The following is a 17,960-nucleotide window of genomic DNA, read 5'->3' on the forward strand; positions in this document are numbered from 1 at the left end:
AATAGTTGGACGGTGACGCGCCGCGAATAATGCGGCGCCGGGATTGAACTATTTAGTGGCCAACTGGCGCTGCCCCTCAAGGCCCATGGCCAGGAGCAGCGGTTCCTGTTGCTGTTGTTGGATAAAATCCTGTTTGTTTTGCAGGTTATGCCACTGGTGTTTAATCAGTACTTGCGCTGTTGCGCCTCCCAGGGTGGCGCCAGGGCCGAGAATAATCAGCTTATCCGGGGCAAACTCTTTAATCGCCACTTCGATGGCCTTGCTGTAGTCATAAGGCGCTACCACTTGGGTGTCCAGTGTGTATCTATGCAAAGCCGCGGTGTCAGTGCTATGGGGTTGCCAGATGCGTCCCTCACCATCAATCAAAGGTAACTGTGGCCGTTTAAATAAACGGGCCGGTAATTGTTCAAAGGCTTTTTGCGAAACGGACGCCAGCAACGGAGTATGAAAGGCCGCGTGGTTATACAGGCGCATGGGGTAACGGTCCTGCAACCTGGGTAAACGCTGCTCTATGGCTTTAAGGCCAGCCTCGTTGCCACCAAGCACCAGATAGCCGCCAAGCCAGATAGAAGGGTAAACTTCGCAGCCTGGCAGCTGATTAGCTTCTTCCATCCATTGCATGATTTGCACTTTCTGCGCACTGTCTTCATGCCAATTGTCGTCGCTGATGGGGTAGATCATCTGGCCGCCAATCACACCGCCGCTCATCATCGAACCCATAGTGTTGATCAGTTCAATGGCACCTTGTTCATCAAGTGCATCGGCCATAGCCAGGGCGATATACCAGCCCATGGAATTTCCGGTAACGGCAACAATGTCATATTTATCCCTGTCGATGGCGGCGAAGTCGCCACGGGCGCAGGCGTAAATCAGGGCTGAGGCATTTTCGCCAGCCGTATGCACGGGCAGCTTATAGGCAGGCATGGCGTCCAGTTCGGTTACACTTGGCTGTCCCTGGGCCTGCCGATAACGGTCAATCACATCCAGCATGGCCTTTTTGTCACTGTGATAACGACTAAGATAGCCAAGCTCTTCTTTGTTGTAGGTGCCTCGGCCGGGGCAAATGACCACGGCTGTTTGTTTGGTCATCAGCTTGCCTCTCTTATGGTTTTGTTAAGCATGCTAAGGGCGGCATCAACAATGTCCTGGGTTTTGGGCAGGACTTCATAGCTGGCGCTACCTAAAGGGATAAAGCAGTCTTCGGCACAGACCCGCTGAATATTGTGCATCCCCGCTTGGTTTTCGCTCAGCATGGTTACCAGTGCTTCACTGATGGACGCGGTTTGCCGGCATTCATCCACTATCAATACCTGCTGGTGGCCGGCAACCTGCTGCAAAATGGCGTCTTGATTCAGGGGGGCTAACCAACGTAAATCAATCACTGTGCATTGGATACCTTGCTCAGCCAGTTGCCTCTCGGCCTGGCGACTAAGGTAGTAGCCATTGCCGTAACTGAAAATACACAGATCTTTGCCACTGCCATGCACGGCGAGTTCGCCAAGGGCAATAGGTTTGGCTTCGGCAGGCGGCACGTAAGGGAATGACCACAGGTTGTCACCCTCTTCGTGCAGGTCCTTTTTCATATACAGGGCGATGGGTTCCAGAAATACCACCAGACGCTGCTCTTCCCGGGCCAGACGTACAGATTCGCGCAGCATTTCCACGGCATCGGCACCATTGGAGGGACAAGCCAGAATCAAGCCGGGAATATCGCGAAATACGGCAAAGGAGTTGTCATTGTGAAAGTGACCACCAAAACCTTTTTGGTAGGCCAGTCCGGCAATGCGGATCACCATAGGGTTGGCATACTGACCATTAGAGAAAAACGGCAAGGTAGCGGCTTCGCCCCGAATTTGGTCCTCGGCGTTATGTACATAAGCCAGAAACTGGATTTCCGGGATAGGTAACAGACCGTTGTGTGCCATACCAATGCCCATGCCCAGAATGGACTGCTCGTCCAGCAAGGTATTAATGACCCGTGATGGACCAAACTTGTCACAAAGTTTGGCGGTGACATTATATACGCCGCCTTTACGACCGATATCCTCACCACACATCACAATCTCTTTGTGCTGTGCCATTAAATCCAATAATGCCCAGTTGATCAGCTTGGCTAAGTGCTGGGGTTTAGCCAGATTGTGTTTTTCATGGGCAAACAGGCTGTCCCGTTGGGACTTGTCAATTTTTTCCAGCTTGGGCAGTTCAAGCCTGGGCGGCACAATCGAGGCCTTAATTTGTGTCGCATTGGTTAGCTTCGGCCGCGCTGCCGCCATCTCGCTGATGCGGGCAATACGGCTTTCCATTTGCAGGTACAACGCCGCAATTTGCCCGGCCGTCATCACCTTGTTGCTTAGCAATAAACTGGCACTGTGAGCGATAGGATCCTGGCGCTCTGAGGCCTCGATGGCGGCCTGGCTGCGATAGGCAAACTCTGAATCAGAGCCGGCATGGCCTAATAGGCGCACGGTGCGAACATGCAGAAACAAGGGCTTTCGGCGTTTACGCACCCAATCGGCCGCCTGCTTGGCGGTGCGATAGGTATCCAGCAAATTCAGCCCGTCGCAATAGCGGTATTCCAGTCCGGCACGATTGGCAAAGTTGGCATGAATCCAACCTTGGGGCGTGGCCGTGGAAATACCTATGCCATTGTCTTCACAGATAAATATAAGCGGCATGGGAATGGACTGAAATGCCGCCCAGCAGGCCGCATTAATGGCACCTTGTGCGGTGGAATGGTTGGCCGAGGCATCGCCAAAGCTGCATACCACCACGGCGTCATCCGGCAGTTTGGCGTCGGTGCCTAATTTTTTGTTCAGGGCAACACTGTAGGCTGCACCCATGGCTTTGGGTAAGTGTGAAGCAATAGTGCTGGTTTGCGGTGGGATAAACAACTCATGGCTGCCAATCACTTTATGCCTGCCACCTGAAATGGGATCTTCGCTACTGGCAGCAAAGGACAGCAGCATATCGTAAAGCGGCGTAGAGCCGGGTTTTTGTTTGCTACGCTGGATAGCAAAAGCGCCGCTGCGGTAATGCAGAAACGCCATATCATCAAGACGCAAGGCGGCAGCAATAGCCGCGTTTCCTTCATGCCCGGCACTGCCGATGGTGTAGAAACTCTTGCCCTGTTTTTGCATCTGTCTGGATTGCAAATCCAGATGGCGGCTCATGACCTGAGTTTCAAATAAATCCACCAGTTGGGTCTCGGTCAGGCCCGCTTCGGCCAGAGATACATCCAATACCGGTTGGGGCAGATTATCTTCTTCCAGCCATCGAAGCAGGTTATGCCTGACTATGGCGTTGCGATCCAGCATAGCAACCTCCTACTGCGCTCAGGAAAATGCCTGAAGCCCGGTTTGTGCGCGACCCAGAATCAAGGCGTGAACGTCGTGGGTGCCTTCATAGGTATTCACCGCTTCGAGGTTCATCACATGGCGGATAACATGGAATTCATCGGCTATGCCGTTGCCGCCGTGCATATCCCTGGCAATGCGGGCGATGTCCAATGCCTTACCGCAGGAATTGCGTTTAATTAGCGAGATAGCTTCCGGTGCCAGCAGGTTTTGATCCATTAACCGACCTGCTTGCAAACAGGCGAGTAAGCCCACACTGATTTCGGTCTGCATGTCGGCCAGTTTTTTCTGGACTAACTGGGTGGCGGCCAGAGGGCGGCCAAATTGCTGACGGTCCAGCGTGTACTGACGCGCGGCGTGCCAGCAGAATTCGGCAGCGCCCAGCGCCCCCCAGGCAATGCCATAGCGGGCTTTGTTTAAACAACCAAATGGGCCTTTTAAGCCACTGACATTAGGTAACAGGTTGTCTTCCGGTACAAACACATTGTCCATGACGATTTCACCGGTAATGGACGCGCGCAGGGAGAATTTGCCTTCAATTTTCGGCGCACTCAGCCCTTCCATGCCTTTTTCTAGCACAAAGCCTTTAATTTCACCGTCCAGTTTGGCCCACACCACAAATACATCGGCGATGGGGGAGTTGGTGATCCACATTTTGGTGCCGGTCAGGCGATAGCCGCCATCCACTTTCGTTGCGCGGCTGGCCATAGAGCCAGGATCTGAACCCGCGTTCGGCTCGGTCAGGCCAAAACAACCCACCCACTCGCCGGTGGCCAGTTTAGGCAGGTATTTCTGCCTTTGTGCTTCGGTGCCGTAGGCATAGATAGGGTGCATAACCAGGGAGGACTGCACGCTCATGGCGCTGCGATAGCCGCTGTCGACACGCTCCACTTCGCGGGCAATCAAGCCATAGGTGACATAGTTCACCCCTGCACAGCCGTATTCTTCGGGCAGGGTGGCACCCAGCAGGCCCAACTCGCCCAGTTCATTCATAATTTCACGATGGAAGATTTCCTGACGATTGGCTTCCAGTACCCGGGGCAGCAACTGCTCCTGACAATATTGATGGGCACTGTCGCGCACCATGCGTTCTTCTTCGTTTAATAAGGAATCCAGGGCGAGAGGATCTTGCCAGTTGAATGCGGGACGAGACATGTATACACCTGCTAATTGGTTGTTAACGGATCGATAATAGGCTGAATTTAGATAAAGCAATAGTATCAAATATCTTTAATAGCTATAGTTTGTAACTATAGCTTGTTGTGGTCTTTACTGAGGGAAAACATGGACTTGCGGGTATTGGGGCATTTTGTCGCTGTATATGAACAAGGTAGCTTTAGCGCGGCATCACGTAGCCGCTTTATTGCCCAGCCGTCACTTTCTGCGGCGCTGAAACAACTGGAAGATGAGCTTGGGCGGCCGCTATTTGTTCGTCACGCCCGTGGTGTGCGTGCCACCGATGCCGCTGAACAGCTGTACCCGCTGGCCAAACAGTTGTTGGGACAGGCGGATGCCATTCAGGCCATGTTTAGTGGTCGTCAGGTTAAAGAGCCCTTTCGTTTGGGTTTGATTAAAGGCCTGGGGGTCGCGCGTATGAGCACCTTGCTGAAGCAGTTTACGTCCACAAGAGATAGCCTGGAACTGACTCTGGTGCCACCAGAAGAGGCCTGTGATGCCCGTCTGATAACCCGCGATCTGTTGTTGCCGGGGGAGCAGTTTCTGCCTACCTGGGTAGAGGAGTATCAACTTGCGATTCCGGTAGGACATCCTCTGTCTTTATTAGAAAAGGTTTGTATAACAGATCTTGCCGACGTGGCCTTTATTCAGCGTACTCCTTGTGATGCATGGAATAGCCTGAAAACGTTGTTAAGAGAAGCCGCTGTGAGTGTGGATATCCGTGCCCGTATTCAAACCATTGAATATGCGGTGGGGCTGGTCAGTGCCGGGGTGGGATGTGCTTTGATTCCGGTTCATGCGGAGTTGCAACAACATGATGTGTTGTTTAAACCTTTGCAGGAATTGCAGTTAAACCGGGAAATTGGCCTGGCTTGGCGTCGTGATGGTGAGGTGGTACAGCTTCTCAGGTTGTTGTTAAGACCCGACAGTGTTGGACTGTGAGAAAGAATTAATAAAGGTGATCTGTTGCCGCTGGTTTGGGTATATCTGGTCGGTTGGGTAATAGCTGGGATAGTTGTCGGTTAAATTCGGAGATAAAGCGGTCATCCAGGCGTATTTTGCTGAACATGTAGTGCTGATCAGCCACATCGACCGGCCGGGGAATGATGCAAAGATCATTAAGATGCAGTCTGTCTATTTCTGCCAGCACGGTTTCCTGATCATCAATAAAAGCATCCACCCTGCCCCTTCGCAGAAGCTCAAGGCGAGAGGCAAAAGTTTCTACATGCATTAATTGTCTGGCCCATTTTGAGTCAAGAAGGCCGGCTACCTCAGGGCCGAACCAGCCGCCGCGATTGAGGGCAATTAACGTGTTCTGCTGTACCATCTCGCTGACGGTATTTAAGGCGGACGTTCTTTTATCTGCTTTTCGATAGACCAATACATTTGTCTGCTGGCGGTATGGAACTGACAATATAAACTGCGCTTGCCGTTCTTCCGTCTCTGTTGCGGCTATGGCGACATCAATACGTCCACTTAACAGGTCGTTGGTAACTCGTTTTTCAGGCAGGTGCATAATATTGAGCTTGCAGCCCATGTTGTTGAGCGCTTGACGTAACAGGTCAATATCGACGCCTGTGTATTGTCCTTGCTTGTCCTGATAGAAGTAAGGGTACCAATCACCGCTGAAAACGATACGGATTGGGTGTTGGCAGAATGTTTCACTGAATGCGGGTGAAGAGATTAGGCTTAGGAGTATTAACATGCGTATCATCAGGTTACACCGTGAATATATAAAACGGTGCAGTTGATGCCATGTTATTGCTATGCATAACCTGGAGCCCTCTTCGCGTGACGGTTAATTATTATTCTAATTCAACATTTGCTTTCTGCCTTATTTTTAAAGGGCTGTAGCAAGTGCCTCAGTTTTTGCAGGATAGCGGAATCCATCCTTCGGCATATGAGAATGTTGTGTGGATTTTGTTATATAGGTATGAAATGGGATATCTATTCGTTGTTTTATTCAACGTCCGTTTTCTGTGGCAGGTGAATTATTTTCTGCCAGTTCCTTTTTCAGCCAGTCGCGGAACACCTTAATACGGGCAAGACGAGGTGAATCGGGGTTATGCAGAATGGAAAAGGTCGGCCCTGGCGTGATCTCAATTTCAAATGGACGTACTAATGTGCCGCGCTTTATCAGCTCACCTGCCAGTGTGCTGGTGGACAGACAGATCCCGTGACCGGCGGCCACAGCGTTAATGCTCATTTCCCAGGTAGCGACCTCCACCCAGCGCAACGCTTTGCGATTAAACTCCAACCCTGCCTGGCTAAACCAGTTTTGCCAACTAAACAAGCCTGGATCATGGCCTTCTACCAACAGGCATTGGTTAACCTGAGCCGGGTCTGTCAGTTGCATCTCGTCGGCCATGCGTTTTGAACATACGGCAAACACCGGGTCGCTAATTATCACTTCCTGACAAAGCTCGTTCCAAACGCCGTTACCTTGTCGAATCGCTATGTCGATATCGCCATGGCGAAGGTCTTCTATATAAGGTGAAGCCATCACCCGAATAGACACCTGAGGATGCTCAACGGAAAACTTCCAGAGCCTGGGCATAAGCCACATGGAGGCAAATGAGCCGGTGGTGGTCACGGTCAGCACACCGGCTGCTTCCTCGCATTGCACGGTATTAAAGCCACGCACTAGTTGGGCAAAGGCTTGCTCTACCGAATTGGCCAGGGTCTGGCCGCGTGCGGTCAGGCGCATTCTGCGACCGTCACGGTAAAAAAGTTTAACCCCCAGTCCTTCTTCCAGCGCTCGAATTTGCTGGCTTACGGCCGCCTGAGTAATGGCTAACTCATCAGCAGCCTGACGGTAACTCTGGTTTCTGGCCGCCGCATCGAAACAGCGCAAGGCGGGTAAATGTCGTAGTCTTTTGTCCATTAGTTAAACTTATCCGATACTTAAGATTTTGTCGTTCGTTATCGTTCGATAAATGTTCAATAATATCCGCGGGTTGAAACACAAAAAGGGTGCGGATTATGTTGGTTGCTACTGCAAAAGTTTCGGTAAATCATGACAGTAACAAGGCGTGTGAGCAAGCGTTAGCTTCACGTCGTGCGCGTTTGTGGCATTGGCTTGGACAAATGGCCAAAACCATGAATTATGCGCAGATGGTTAACTTCAAGTAATGTATTCGTTAAGCTGTACTTATCGATTCGGTGTGTAGACTGACTGCCTACACACCGCTTTTTTCTGCCATTAGCCTAGCTCAAGGTTGCCAGGCCAACAGCCTGCCACCGGCCAAACCAAGATACAGTACGCCATTTGCCGAGCTCAGACTGACAATACTGTCCATATCCTCCAGCATTTCTGTTACTTGTTTAATGCTCGCTTGGTGCACTGACAGCGATGGATCCAGCGGTTGATAGTTGGGGCCACCTCCCTGTTGTACATGCTTCTGGTAGTGAGTTTGACTGCTCTGGGTTTGATAACGTTTGGTTAACTCGCGGCTGCTCGGTTGATAGCTGAACAGCTCACCTGATAAGGTCGCAAAGTAGAGTTGTTCGCCCACGAGCACCGGAGTGGCAAAGATCAAATGCGGTGCGCGAACTAAATGCTCGATGTTCCCTGACTGCCTATGCTGGCCGATCAGGGCCAAGCCATCAGATAGTCCATAATAGACATGGTCCTTATGTACTATCGCCGCTGAGCCAATCCAACTACTGGCATGTTTGGTACTCCAGGCTTCACGGCCATCTTTTAGGCCTAGCTTGAAGAACCAGGTGCTGCGGCTGCCAACATACACATAGTCGCCACTGATGACGGGATTTAGGTTAAAACCCTGCCAGCCATCCCATCCGCCCAGTTCCCCCTGGGGTAAGGGGCTTTCAAGCTGCCAGAGGATAGCGCCATTTTGTGCGTTTAGGCCATACAGGTGATTGTTCCAACTGCCGACTACTACCACATCTTGAGACACCGCTGGTTGGGTATGGGTGGTGCCGGTATATTGCTGCCAAAGTCGTTGCCCGTCAGATACGCGTACGGCATAAGTGCCGGTTTGACTACCGTAATAGGCAATGCCGTTAGACAGGGTGACTGATGATCTATACCAGCTCCAAGGGTCGATAACGTTGCCTTGCCCCCAGCCCCAGCTCTCACCATTTACCCGACGAGGCCCATCTGAACTTTTGTGCTGCCAGAGCGGCAGGCCGTGCAGATTAAATGCCTGTAACCCCTGCTCGGTATGCACTAGCAGCGTCTGATTAGTAATGGCTGGTGTGCTGCGAGCCTGAGCAGATAAGGATTGTTGCCACAGGGTTTTACCCTGACGGTCTAAGGCCCATAAGGTGTTGCCATTAGCCAGATACAGCTTATCTTGGTGAGCAAGTGGAGATGCGAATACCCCTTGCTCGGCTTGTATTTGCCAAAGTTGTTTGGCCTGAACTGAAAGCGGAGCCAGTAGTGCAAATACAACTAGATACAGTGTTTTCATCAGCGTTTCCGGATTAGCTAAAACCGGCACCCTGACAAAGTCCAGCAATTAAGTCCTGAATTTCCGGCAAAGGAATCTAAAGAAAGCTTAAATTCCTTTCTAATCAATTTATTGAGAGGGGGGCTTTAACCCCAGTTGATTGAGAATTAGGTGAAAATCCGGGTGTAAGCGCAGTGGGTCGTAGTAGGGGTCAACAGCCATCCAGAGCAGCTCAATTTGTCGCGCCTGCTGTGCTTGCTGTAACCACTTGATGGCTTGTTCCGGCTGATTAGCCTTGATGGCATAGCGGGCATAAGCCAAGGGGGCGGCATAGTGGCCCAGATTATCGCTAATCTTTTGCTCAATAAACCAAGCGTAAACTTGTGTCAGGCCGCCGGCAGTGAATTGAGCACGCGTTTGACTGATTTGCTCGGCCGTAAAGCCGCTAAGCTGCATACTTTGCAAAACATGATGAAAGGCACGCTGATCCTGACCAAGATTCTCAAGGATTTTAATTGCCGAGTGATGAAAGGAAAGGTCTGGCTCGGTCAGTGCGGCAATTTTCTCTAGTTCCGACAGGGCCTGCTGTGGCTGTCTGGCAGTGTTGTAAATCCAGGCAACAACGGGAACCGCATAATATTGAGGCGCCAGGTCGATATAGCGGCGGGTCGCCAACAGAGCCGCATCATTTTCGCCCATAGCCATCAGAAACTGGGCGTATAGAAAATGCTGAATGGGGTCACGACCATCCAGCTCTATGGCCCGTTCGAATTTCTGTCTGGCCAGCCTGAAGTCCCTTTGGTGGGTGAAGTATTGCCAACCTAACTGCAATTGCACCGCGGCATTGTCTGATTCTCGTTGTTCGGCTTCTTCCAATAGTTGCATAGCTTGGTTGCGAAGCGGCGCAGCCTGTTCCAAGGAAGTATTCTCAGCCTTGAGGAGCAGTACCATAGCTTTACCCCATAAGGCACTGCCTAGCTGGGGATCCTGCTGTAGCGCCTGGTCAAATAAGCTATCAGCACGTAAAAGATGGTTATCTTCCTGCGAAAATAGCAAAAAGCGCCCCTGATTATATAAATCCTGTCCGGCCGAGGACGGCACCGCGCCCGCCACTGTTAATTGTGCCATATTTGGCCAGAACCACCACAGGAGTGGGACCAGCAGCAACAGTGGCGCAAAGTGCCACAACGGCCTTTTCTTCTCGACGGGGGTATTGGCTGATGGCAGGGCTGTTGGGGGACAAATCAGACAATAGCCTTTACCCGGTAAGGTTTTAATGTACTTGGGTGTACGTGCACTGTCTCCCAGCGCTTTACGAATATTACTGATGGCAACCGTCAATACTTCTTCGCTCACCACCTTACCCGTCCAGATATGCGCTAGCAGTTGTTCTTTACTGAGCGTTTGATTGGCATGCTGGGCCAGAAATAACAGCAGTTGCATTGGTGTATGTTCAAGCTGTCTGGTCTCGTTACCTCGGGTCAGGCTGTTTTGCGTGGGGCATACCTGCCATTCGCCCAATATGAAGTCCTGCATATAGCTTAAGTAAGATTAATTTACTTAGCATTAGATAAACAAAGCGGCCGGGGGTAAAGCCTCGGCCGCTTAAATCATTAAAAATATAGATAGTTTTAGATCAGTTTGGCTTTCTTTGGTTGGCCATATCCAGTGCCAGATCCTCAATCATATCCTCTTGTCCGCCGACCGTGCCGCGTTTACCCAGTTCCACCAGAATATCTCTGGCGCTGACGCCATGGCGGGCTTCGGCACGCTTGGCAAACAGCAGAAATGACGAATACACACCCGCATAACCCAGGGTCAGGGCATCGCGGTCAACCCGGATGGGCTGGTCCATCATAGGCACCACCAGATCCTCGGCCACGTCCATGATTTTGTACAAGTCGATGCCATGTCTGGCTCCCATGCGTTCCAGCACCGCCACTAATACCTCAAGCGGGGTGTTGCCAGCGCCAGCACCTAAGCCTGCCACTGACCCGTCAATACGTTTGGCGCCAGCTTCAATGGCGGCCAGTGAGTTGGCGACACCCATGGCAAGGTTGTGATGGCCATGAAAACCGATCTCTATGTGGCTGCCAAGCTCAGCCCTGAGCAGGCCAATTTTCTGACTGACTTCATCGGGCAACATATAACCTGCCGAGTCAGTGCAGTAAATGCAGTTCGCGCCGTAGGCCTCCATCAGTTTGGCTTGTTCCAGCAGCTTTTCGGCGCTGACCATATGCGCCATCATTAAAAAGCCAACGGTATCCAAACCAAGCTTGGCGGACAGGCCAATGTGCTGCTCAGATACGTCCGCTTCGGTGCAGTGGGTGGCTACGCGAATGGTGGATACGCCTAAGTCCTTAGCCATGCGCAGATGGTCAACGGTACCTATACCGGGCAATAGCAGTGCTGAAACCTTGGCCTGCTGCATCTTAGGGATTACCGCAGACAAGTATTCCTCATCGCTGTGGGCCGGAAAGCCGTAGTTTAGTGACGCACCGCCTAGCCCATCACCATGGGTGACTTCAATTAGCGGCATACCGGCGGCGTCTAATCCTGTGGCGATATTCACCATTTGGTCTAGGGAGATTTGATGACGCTTGGCATGCATACCATCACGCAAGCTCATGTCATGCAGGATCACGGATTTGTCTTTCAGGTTCATGCTGTTCTCCTCAGGCCTGCTTGTATTTGGCGATAAGCTCAGCGGTGTGCAGCGCCGCCGCCGTCATAATGTCGAGGTTGCCAGCATAGTGCGGCAGGAAATCTCCACGACCTTCCACTTCCAGATAAATAGACACTTTATTACCGTCAAACACCGGGCCGTTTTTCAGCCGGTAACCTGGCACATAGGCCTGGACTTTTTCCAACATAGCCAGCACGGAGTGGGTTATTGATTGTTGGTCAGGTGTGTCGGCGCATAGACAATGCACGGTATCGCGCATAATCAGCGGTGGCTCGGCCGGATTGATGATAATAATGGCCTTACCCTTGTCTGCGCCGCCCACGGACTCCACGGCACTGGCGGTGGTGCGGGTAAATTCATCGATGTTTTGGCGGGTACCTGGGCCCACCGAGCGGCTGGATACCGTGGCGATGATTTCAGCATAGCTGACCTTCTGGACCTGACTGACTGCTGCGACCATGGGAATGGTGGCCTGGCCGCCACAAGTGACCATATTGACGTTATCTAACTGGGCCGGATTCAAGGCGTTGAGATTAACTGGCGGAACACAAAATGGGCCAATAGCCGCAGGCGTCAGATCCACCATAGTGACGCCCAAAGGGTTCAGTAATTCACAGTTTCCTTTGTGGGCATAGGCTGACGTGGCATCAAAGGCGATTTGAACCCCAAGCTGCCTGACTTGCGCCAGCGCACCCGGCACGCCTTCAGCGCAGACCTGCAAGCCCAGCGCGGCGGCGCGTTTAAGCCCTTCAGAATTCGGGTCAACACCAATCATTAACACCGGCTCGATTTGTTCGCTGCGCAGTGCTTTATAGAGCAGATCAGTACCTATATTACCCGGCCCAATAATGGCGGCTTTAATTTTCTGACTCATAATGGCCTCTTGGTTATAGATGGAAAGTAGGGCTGAGCTTGCTGATAAACACCAACAATAAGGCGCCCGGCGCAATTAGCCTGGAGGTCCAGAGCCATAAACGGAACCACAGGCTCTGCTGGGTAAAACCCAGCTCATCGGCGGTGAAGCGGGATTTCAGCGCCCAGCTGACGAACAGCACCACAAAAATACCGCCCAAAGGCATGGCAATATTGGACGTGAAGTAGTCAAACAGGCTGAAGAAGGTTTTATCTGCAAACAGCGGGATAAAGCCGAGTGGATGCACATCCCCCAGCAGGTTAAAGGAAAGCGCAGATAAGACACCCAGTCCCCAGGCCACACTGCCGGCAACCAAGCAGGCTTGTCGTCTTGACCAGCTGGTTTTATTCATCAGCCAGGAGGTCGGCACTTCCAACATGCAAATGGCGGATGTCAGGGCGGCGAAAAACAGCAGTACGAAGAACAGTGCCCCTAACAAGGCTCCGGCAGGCATTTGTGCAAAGGCCACGGGCAGGGAAACAAACACCAGGCCCGGTCCTTCACTGGGATTTAAACCGAAGGCAAAAATAATCGGGAAGATGGCCAAACCCGCCAGTAAAGCGACTAGTGTGTCAGCGCCTACTATCACCACCGAAGAACGTGGAATCGATGTTTGGCGCTGCATATAAGCACCGTACACCATGAGGTTGGTCAGCCCGACACTGATGGAGAAAAACGCCTGGCCGACGGCCTCTAACACGACATTGGCGGTGACTTTGGAGAAATCCGGGGTAAATAAGAAGCGCAGCGCCTGGGTAAAATCACCAATCCAGGCGGCGTAGCCCACCAGTAGCAACAGCATGATAAACAGCATGGGCATCACCAGTTTGACTACCCGCTCAACGCCTCTTGCCAGGCCCAGTGAGGAAATGCCGATCACTAGCGCCAGAAATAACAAATGCCAGAACAGCATCAAGCCGGGCGAGGACTGTAGCTGGTCAAACACCACAGAAATCGCCCCAGGATCCATCCCCTGCATGCTGCCGCTGGCCAGTTTAAGTACGTAGGCGAGTGTCCAACCTCCGACTATGGCGTAAAACGACAACACTAACATGGCTCCTAATACCCCAAGATTTCCCATATGTCGCCACCAAGGGCTGGCACCAGACTCTTTGGCGACCGTAGCAATGGCTTGTGGTGGGCTGTTTCTACCCCGGCGCCCCACCATAAGCTCGGCAATGAGCACCGGCATGGCAATCACCAGGGCGGCCAGAATATAAATCAGCACAAAGGCGCCGCCGCCGTTGGTACCTGTGGTATAGGGAAAACGCCAGATATTGGCCAGGCCCACCGCCGTGCCGATGGAGGCCATCAAAAAAGCAAAATGAGAAGACCACATAGGGGCCTGGCGTTGGCTCATAGCAACTCCTGAAACTGACGAAAAAGTAGAGTGGCCCACGGTGTGGCGGGCCGAATTATGGCTGATCAGGTAACGGCATGGCGCTGATTAAACTGCGCTTCGCGCCAGCGCTCTTCATCCATGATAATTTTAAAGCGTTGTACCGCTTCCCAGATATCCACGTAGCTGTTGTACAAGGGCGCAAAGCCAAAGCGCAGAATATCTGGTGCGCGGAAGTCACCAATCACACCAGCGTCAATTAACGCCTGCATAATGGGGTAACCCTGAGCATGGCTAAGTGCGACCTGGCTGCCACGCTTTTCATCGTCTCGCGGGCTGACCAGTGCAAAACCATATTGACCGCATTCCTGATCGAGCAGCTCGATAAAGTAGCGGGTTAGCGCCTGGGACTTCTTGCGCAGCTCCTGCATATCCGCAGCACACATCAGGTCAATCCCCACTTCGGCCACCGCCAGGCTGATAATCGCCTGGGTGCCTGACAACATTTGGCTGATGCCCTGGCCTGGTTGGTAGTCACGATTGAAATCAAAAGGTGCTTTATGTCCCCACCAGCCGCTCAGCGGTTGCTGCACAAGGTTGTGATGGCGTTTGGCGACAAAAATAAAGGCCGGGCTGCCTGGGCCACCATTCAGATACTTGTAAGTGCAACCTACCGCCAGATCGGCATTGGCCCCATTTAAATCCACCGGCAGTGCACCGGCGCTGTGGCAAAGATCCCAGACCACCAGACAACCCTTTTGCTGGGCGTACTCGGTAATGGCCTGCATATCCAGTACTCGCCCGGTTTTGTAATGCACCTGAGTCAGGCACACCACGGCCACTTGTTCGTCGATTTGCTCGAGCAACTGTGCCTCTTCCACAAAACGGACCTGGTATTCGTCGCCCAACTGACTGAGTAAACCTTGCACCATATAGTTGTTGGTGGGGAAGTTACTGCCTTCCATAAGCACGATTTTGCGCGACGGATTGAGCTGCAGGGCAGTGGAGACCGCCTTATATAAGTTGAGTCCGGTGGCGTCGGTACAGACAACTTCACCGTCCTCTGCCCCAATCAGGCTGGCGATTTTATTGCCGATGCGATAAGGCAATTCAAACCACTGATGTTTGTTCCAACTGCGGATTAAATCCTGCCCCCATTCCTGCTCCACCACTTGTTGCGCGCGGGCTAGGGCGGCCTTGGGACGTGCCCCCAGGGAATTACCGTCCAGGTAAATTTCACCGGCATTCAGGGCAAATTGGGCCTGAAAAGGCGCCAATGGATCCTGTTTATCTAATTGTTCAAAAAATGCTTTTGTATAGGTCATTGAAATACCTGCTTGTTCTGTGAGACAGCCAGCAGTGCTGCCTTCAATGGATGATGTCATGTTAGGTATATGTATCTTTTGTTAAAAATAATAATAAATTGCCTGGTTATAATGTAATTTATATAGCTAATTGGGTTTGAACAAGGAGGAAGGGTATAACAAGGCTGGATAGTGGATGGCATTATCTGCTCGCTTTGCTGTTTTAATGCTGATGCTTGTTGGGCTGCCAAGGTTTTAAGCTTGGATAGGCTAGCAGCTGGCAAAGTGACTGTGTTGCCACAGCGGCGGTTGAAGTACTTGGATTGTTGCGGATATGTTAAATATGTTATAGCGGCGTCAAAACAAACTATTTCTATTATAGCTGGCCCTCCCTTAGGGTGAATTCAGTGCTCAGGGGAATCGTCCCCGAAGAATAATCACATCCTTGATTGGGAAGGAGCTAGCAACAATGAAGTCAACCTCAATACCCCAAACCCACCGTCGTGCCCTGGCCGTCGGTATTGCATTGGCCATGTCAGGATCGGCATTGGCGCAGGAACAAGACCAAGACGCGCTTCCCCAAGGACAGAGCAATAAAAGTGTTGAAGTGATCCAGGTTACCGCCAGGCATAAGGTGGAAAGTCTGCAGGAAACCCCCATCGCCATCTCTGCCTTCAGCGGCGACCAACTGGCCAACTCCCGCATCGAAGCCTTAAACGGTATCGCCGAGCGGGTGCCGGGTTTTCAGATGAACGTATATAACGCTGCCGAGCCTGAGCTGTTTATGCGTGGTATTGGCAGTGATATTGAAAGTGCCGGGGCTGGCGCCGCCATTGGGATCTATGTGGATGGCGTGTATATCTCACGCGGTGTGGCTGCTGCCATGGACCTGTATGATTTGGCCAGTGTGGAAGTATTACGTGGTCCACAGGGTACCTTATACGGCAAAAACGTGGTGGGCGGGGCAATCAACTTTATTACCAAAAAGCCATCAATGGCTTATCCCGAGGGTAAAGTTGAGCTAACCGCAGGTAACTACGGCTTATTACAGGCCCGTGGCTATGTAACTGGTGGGCTGTCTGACAATGTTGGTGCCAAGCTGGCGTTTAGTGCGGTAGATCGTGACGGCTTTGGCAAGAATACCCACACCGGCAATGATGCGGATACGCTGGAACGCTACAGCGTACGTGGTCAATTACTGATCAACCCCAGCGATGAGCTGGAAATCCTGCTAAGTGCCGATTATTCCAAGTCTGATTCGATGCCTACCGTGCGTCATATCAGTTACAGTGAAGGGCGCAATGCGGCCTTTATCAGTGCTGCTCCCCGGGAAGCGGACAACGAGTTTGATGGCTTTGAAGATACCGAAGTCAAAGGCTTTAGTGCCAATATCCGTTATGACCTGGATGGCATGACATTTACCTCTATTACGGCATATCGAGATAACGATTTCGGCTTTTATGAAAATGCCGCAGCCGGCATGGTGGATGACAGCCTGTTCTTTGATCCCTGGGGTGACCCGGCTAACAACAATGTAGCCGATGATGATGCCCTGGCGGCAATGCAAGTGGATGATATGTGGTACCAGCACAAGGAAGAGCAGTCCTCGCAGTTCTCACAAGAGTTCCGCCTGGCTGGTGTACATGACAAGCTGGACTGGCAGATGGGCGCTTACTATATGCGCGAGGATATCGACCGCCACGAAATGGTGAACTATTGGTTCCATACGCCCTGGGGCACAACCACCGGCAAGATTTACAACAGTACTTATGCCGTCACCGACAGTTACGCGGTATTTGGTCAGGCCAGCTATAACCTTACCGACGCCTGGCGAGTGACTGCCGGTTTACGTTGGAGTGAAGACGAAAAAGACTTCCGTTCCGTCGCCAGTGGTCGTCGCTTTGATAACTGGGACAATATGCACGGCGATTTAGACGGTAACAGGGTTGAAGGTTACGATGTCAGCACTCAAGGCTCGTGGGATGCCTGGACTCCCAGTCTGGTGGTGGACTACAAAGCCAGTCAGGATCTGTTCTTCTATTACTCCCTGGCACGCGGTTATAAGGCGGGTGGCTTCAATGGTGAAGGACCGGAAAGTGCTGAGGAAGCCTTGGCTTCTTTTGCTCCTGAGTTTGCCCTAAACCACGAACTAGGCTTTAAATCTCAGGCCTTTAATGACCGACTGCGACTCAACGGTGCCTTGTTCTTTACCAAGTACACCGATCTGCAAAGCCAGGTATGGGTTGAAACCGGACCTAACACACCAGCGGATCTGGAAGTACGCAACGGTACTGGCGAAGCGCAGGGACTGGAGCTGGAATTTACCGCGCTGCTGACCGACAACCTGACCTTAAATGGTGCTTATGGTTACATCGACTCGGAGTTTACCGACACCTTTGAGGTGGATGGCAATGACCTCAACGGCAATCGCATGCGCCGCACCCCGGAACATACTCTCAATCTGGCTGCTGCCTATGAATGGGAAACGGATCTGGGACTGTGGGCTGCCCGCCTGGATTATCAATATCAGGATGAGTATTTCTTTGATAACTCCAACGATCCACTGACCAAAGTGGATTCAGAATATACCGTCAATGCCAGCCTGCAATTGGCGTCTGTGGATGACAGCTGGCGGGTACAGCTATGGGCTAAGAATCTTACCGATGAGCAGAACATCGCCTCTACTACTGTTTATGCGGCCTGGGATAACACTGTATTTAGCTCCTATAAGGCGCCTCGCACCTTCGGTATTTCTGCCACCTATCAATTCTAAG

The 17,960-nt window shown here is 51.9% G+C and carries 14 protein-coding genes; 3 read left to right on the plus strand and 11 right to left on the minus strand.

Translation table 11 applies throughout. The annotated features are described in order from the left end of the window. Positions 1-48: 48 nt before the first annotated feature. The 3 genes from J0A65_RS07205 to J0A65_RS07215 are packed head-to-tail and all read right to left on the minus strand — an operon-like array spanning position 49 to position 4,508. Entirely contained in the window at positions 49-1,089 is a 1,041-nt protein-coding gene (locus J0A65_RS07205; protein ID WP_206593462.1) for an ACP S-malonyltransferase, read from the minus strand. Beyond that, a complete protein-coding gene (locus tag J0A65_RS07210) occupies positions 1,089-3,314 on the minus strand; it encodes a dehydrogenase E1 component subunit alpha/beta (protein ID WP_206593463.1) in 2,226 nt (741 codons plus the stop codon). Before J0A65_RS07210 ends, J0A65_RS07205 begins: the two co-directional genes overlap by 1 nt. An 18-nt stretch (positions 3,315-3,332) precedes the next feature. After that, positions 3,333-4,508, minus strand: coding sequence for an acyl-CoA dehydrogenase (locus J0A65_RS07215; RefSeq protein WP_206593464.1), 1,176 nt, complete (start codon positions 4,506-4,508; stop codon positions 3,333-3,335). 129 nt (positions 4,509-4,637) lie between these two features. Here J0A65_RS07215 and J0A65_RS07220 point away from each other — a divergent pair, with 129 nt between their 5' ends. Beyond that, positions 4,638-5,471 carry a LysR family transcriptional regulator gene (locus J0A65_RS07220; protein ID WP_206593465.1) on the plus strand — a complete coding sequence of 278 codons (834 nt, stop codon included), beginning with the start codon at positions 4,638-4,640 and terminating at the stop codon, positions 5,469-5,471. 7 nt (positions 5,472-5,478) lie between these two features. On the opposite strand, the gene J0A65_RS07225 is transcribed toward J0A65_RS07220, so the two are convergent. Then, a complete protein-coding gene (locus tag J0A65_RS07225) occupies positions 5,479-6,243 on the minus strand; it encodes a substrate-binding periplasmic protein (RefSeq protein ID WP_206593466.1) in 765 nt (254 codons plus the stop codon). Positions 6,244-6,492: 249 nt separating this feature from the next. Continuing rightward, positions 6,493-7,413 carry a LysR substrate-binding domain-containing protein gene (locus J0A65_RS07230; protein WP_206593467.1) on the minus strand — a complete coding sequence of 307 codons (921 nt, stop codon included), beginning with the start codon at positions 7,411-7,413 and terminating at the stop codon, positions 6,493-6,495. Between the two features lie 98 nt (positions 7,414-7,511). Here J0A65_RS07230 and J0A65_RS07235 point away from each other — a divergent pair, with 98 nt between their 5' ends. Next, positions 7,512-7,661 (plus strand): hypothetical protein, encoded by a 150-nt coding sequence (locus J0A65_RS07235; RefSeq protein ID WP_206593468.1) that lies wholly within the window; start codon positions 7,512-7,514, stop codon positions 7,659-7,661. A gap of 80 nt (positions 7,662-7,741) precedes the next feature. Here J0A65_RS07235 and J0A65_RS07240 read toward each other — a convergent pair whose 3' ends face one another. The 6 genes from J0A65_RS07240 to kynU form a co-directional block, all read right to left on the minus strand. Further along, a complete protein-coding gene (locus J0A65_RS07240) occupies positions 7,742-8,965 on the minus strand; it encodes an outer membrane protein assembly factor BamB family protein (protein ID WP_206593469.1) in 1,224 nt (407 codons plus the stop codon). A 108-nt stretch (positions 8,966-9,073) separates the two neighbouring features. Continuing rightward, positions 9,074-10,465 (minus strand): winged helix-turn-helix domain-containing protein, encoded by a 1,392-nt coding sequence (locus J0A65_RS07245; protein WP_206593470.1) that lies wholly within the window; start codon positions 10,463-10,465, stop codon positions 9,074-9,076. A 115-nt stretch (positions 10,466-10,580) separates the two neighbouring features. Further along, complete coding sequence (gene dmpG / locus J0A65_RS07250; protein ID WP_206593471.1) at positions 10,581-11,609, minus strand: 4-hydroxy-2-oxovalerate aldolase; 1,029 nt, start codon at positions 11,607-11,609, stop codon at positions 10,581-10,583. A 10-nt stretch (positions 11,610-11,619) separates the two neighbouring features. After that, positions 11,620-12,504: an acetaldehyde dehydrogenase (acetylating) gene (locus J0A65_RS07255; protein WP_206593472.1), complete on the minus strand. Its 885-nt coding sequence runs from the start codon at positions 12,502-12,504 to the stop codon at positions 11,620-11,622. Positions 12,505-12,517: 13 nt separating this feature from the next. Further along, the gene (locus J0A65_RS07260) at positions 12,518-13,903 is read right to left on the minus strand and encodes a sodium-dependent transporter (protein WP_206593473.1); all 1,386 of its coding nucleotides are present in this window, start codon (positions 13,901-13,903) and stop codon (positions 12,518-12,520) included. A 65-nt stretch (positions 13,904-13,968) separates the two neighbouring features. Further along, positions 13,969-15,207: a kynureninase gene (gene kynU / locus J0A65_RS07265; RefSeq protein ID WP_206593474.1), complete on the minus strand. Its 1,239-nt coding sequence runs from the start codon at positions 15,205-15,207 to the stop codon at positions 13,969-13,971. Between the two features lie 448 nt (positions 15,208-15,655). On the opposite strand from kynU, the gene J0A65_RS07270 reads away from it, so the two are divergent. Further along, positions 15,656-17,959, plus strand: coding sequence for a TonB-dependent receptor (locus J0A65_RS07270; RefSeq protein WP_206593475.1), 2,304 nt, complete (start codon positions 15,656-15,658; stop codon positions 17,957-17,959). Position 17,960 lies beyond the last annotated feature (1 nt).

Origin of the sequence: Bowmanella yangjiangensis (assembly GCF_017255015.1) — a bacterium.
Taxonomy (GTDB): domain Bacteria; phylum Pseudomonadota; class Gammaproteobacteria; order Enterobacterales; family Alteromonadaceae; genus Bowmanella; species Bowmanella yangjiangensis.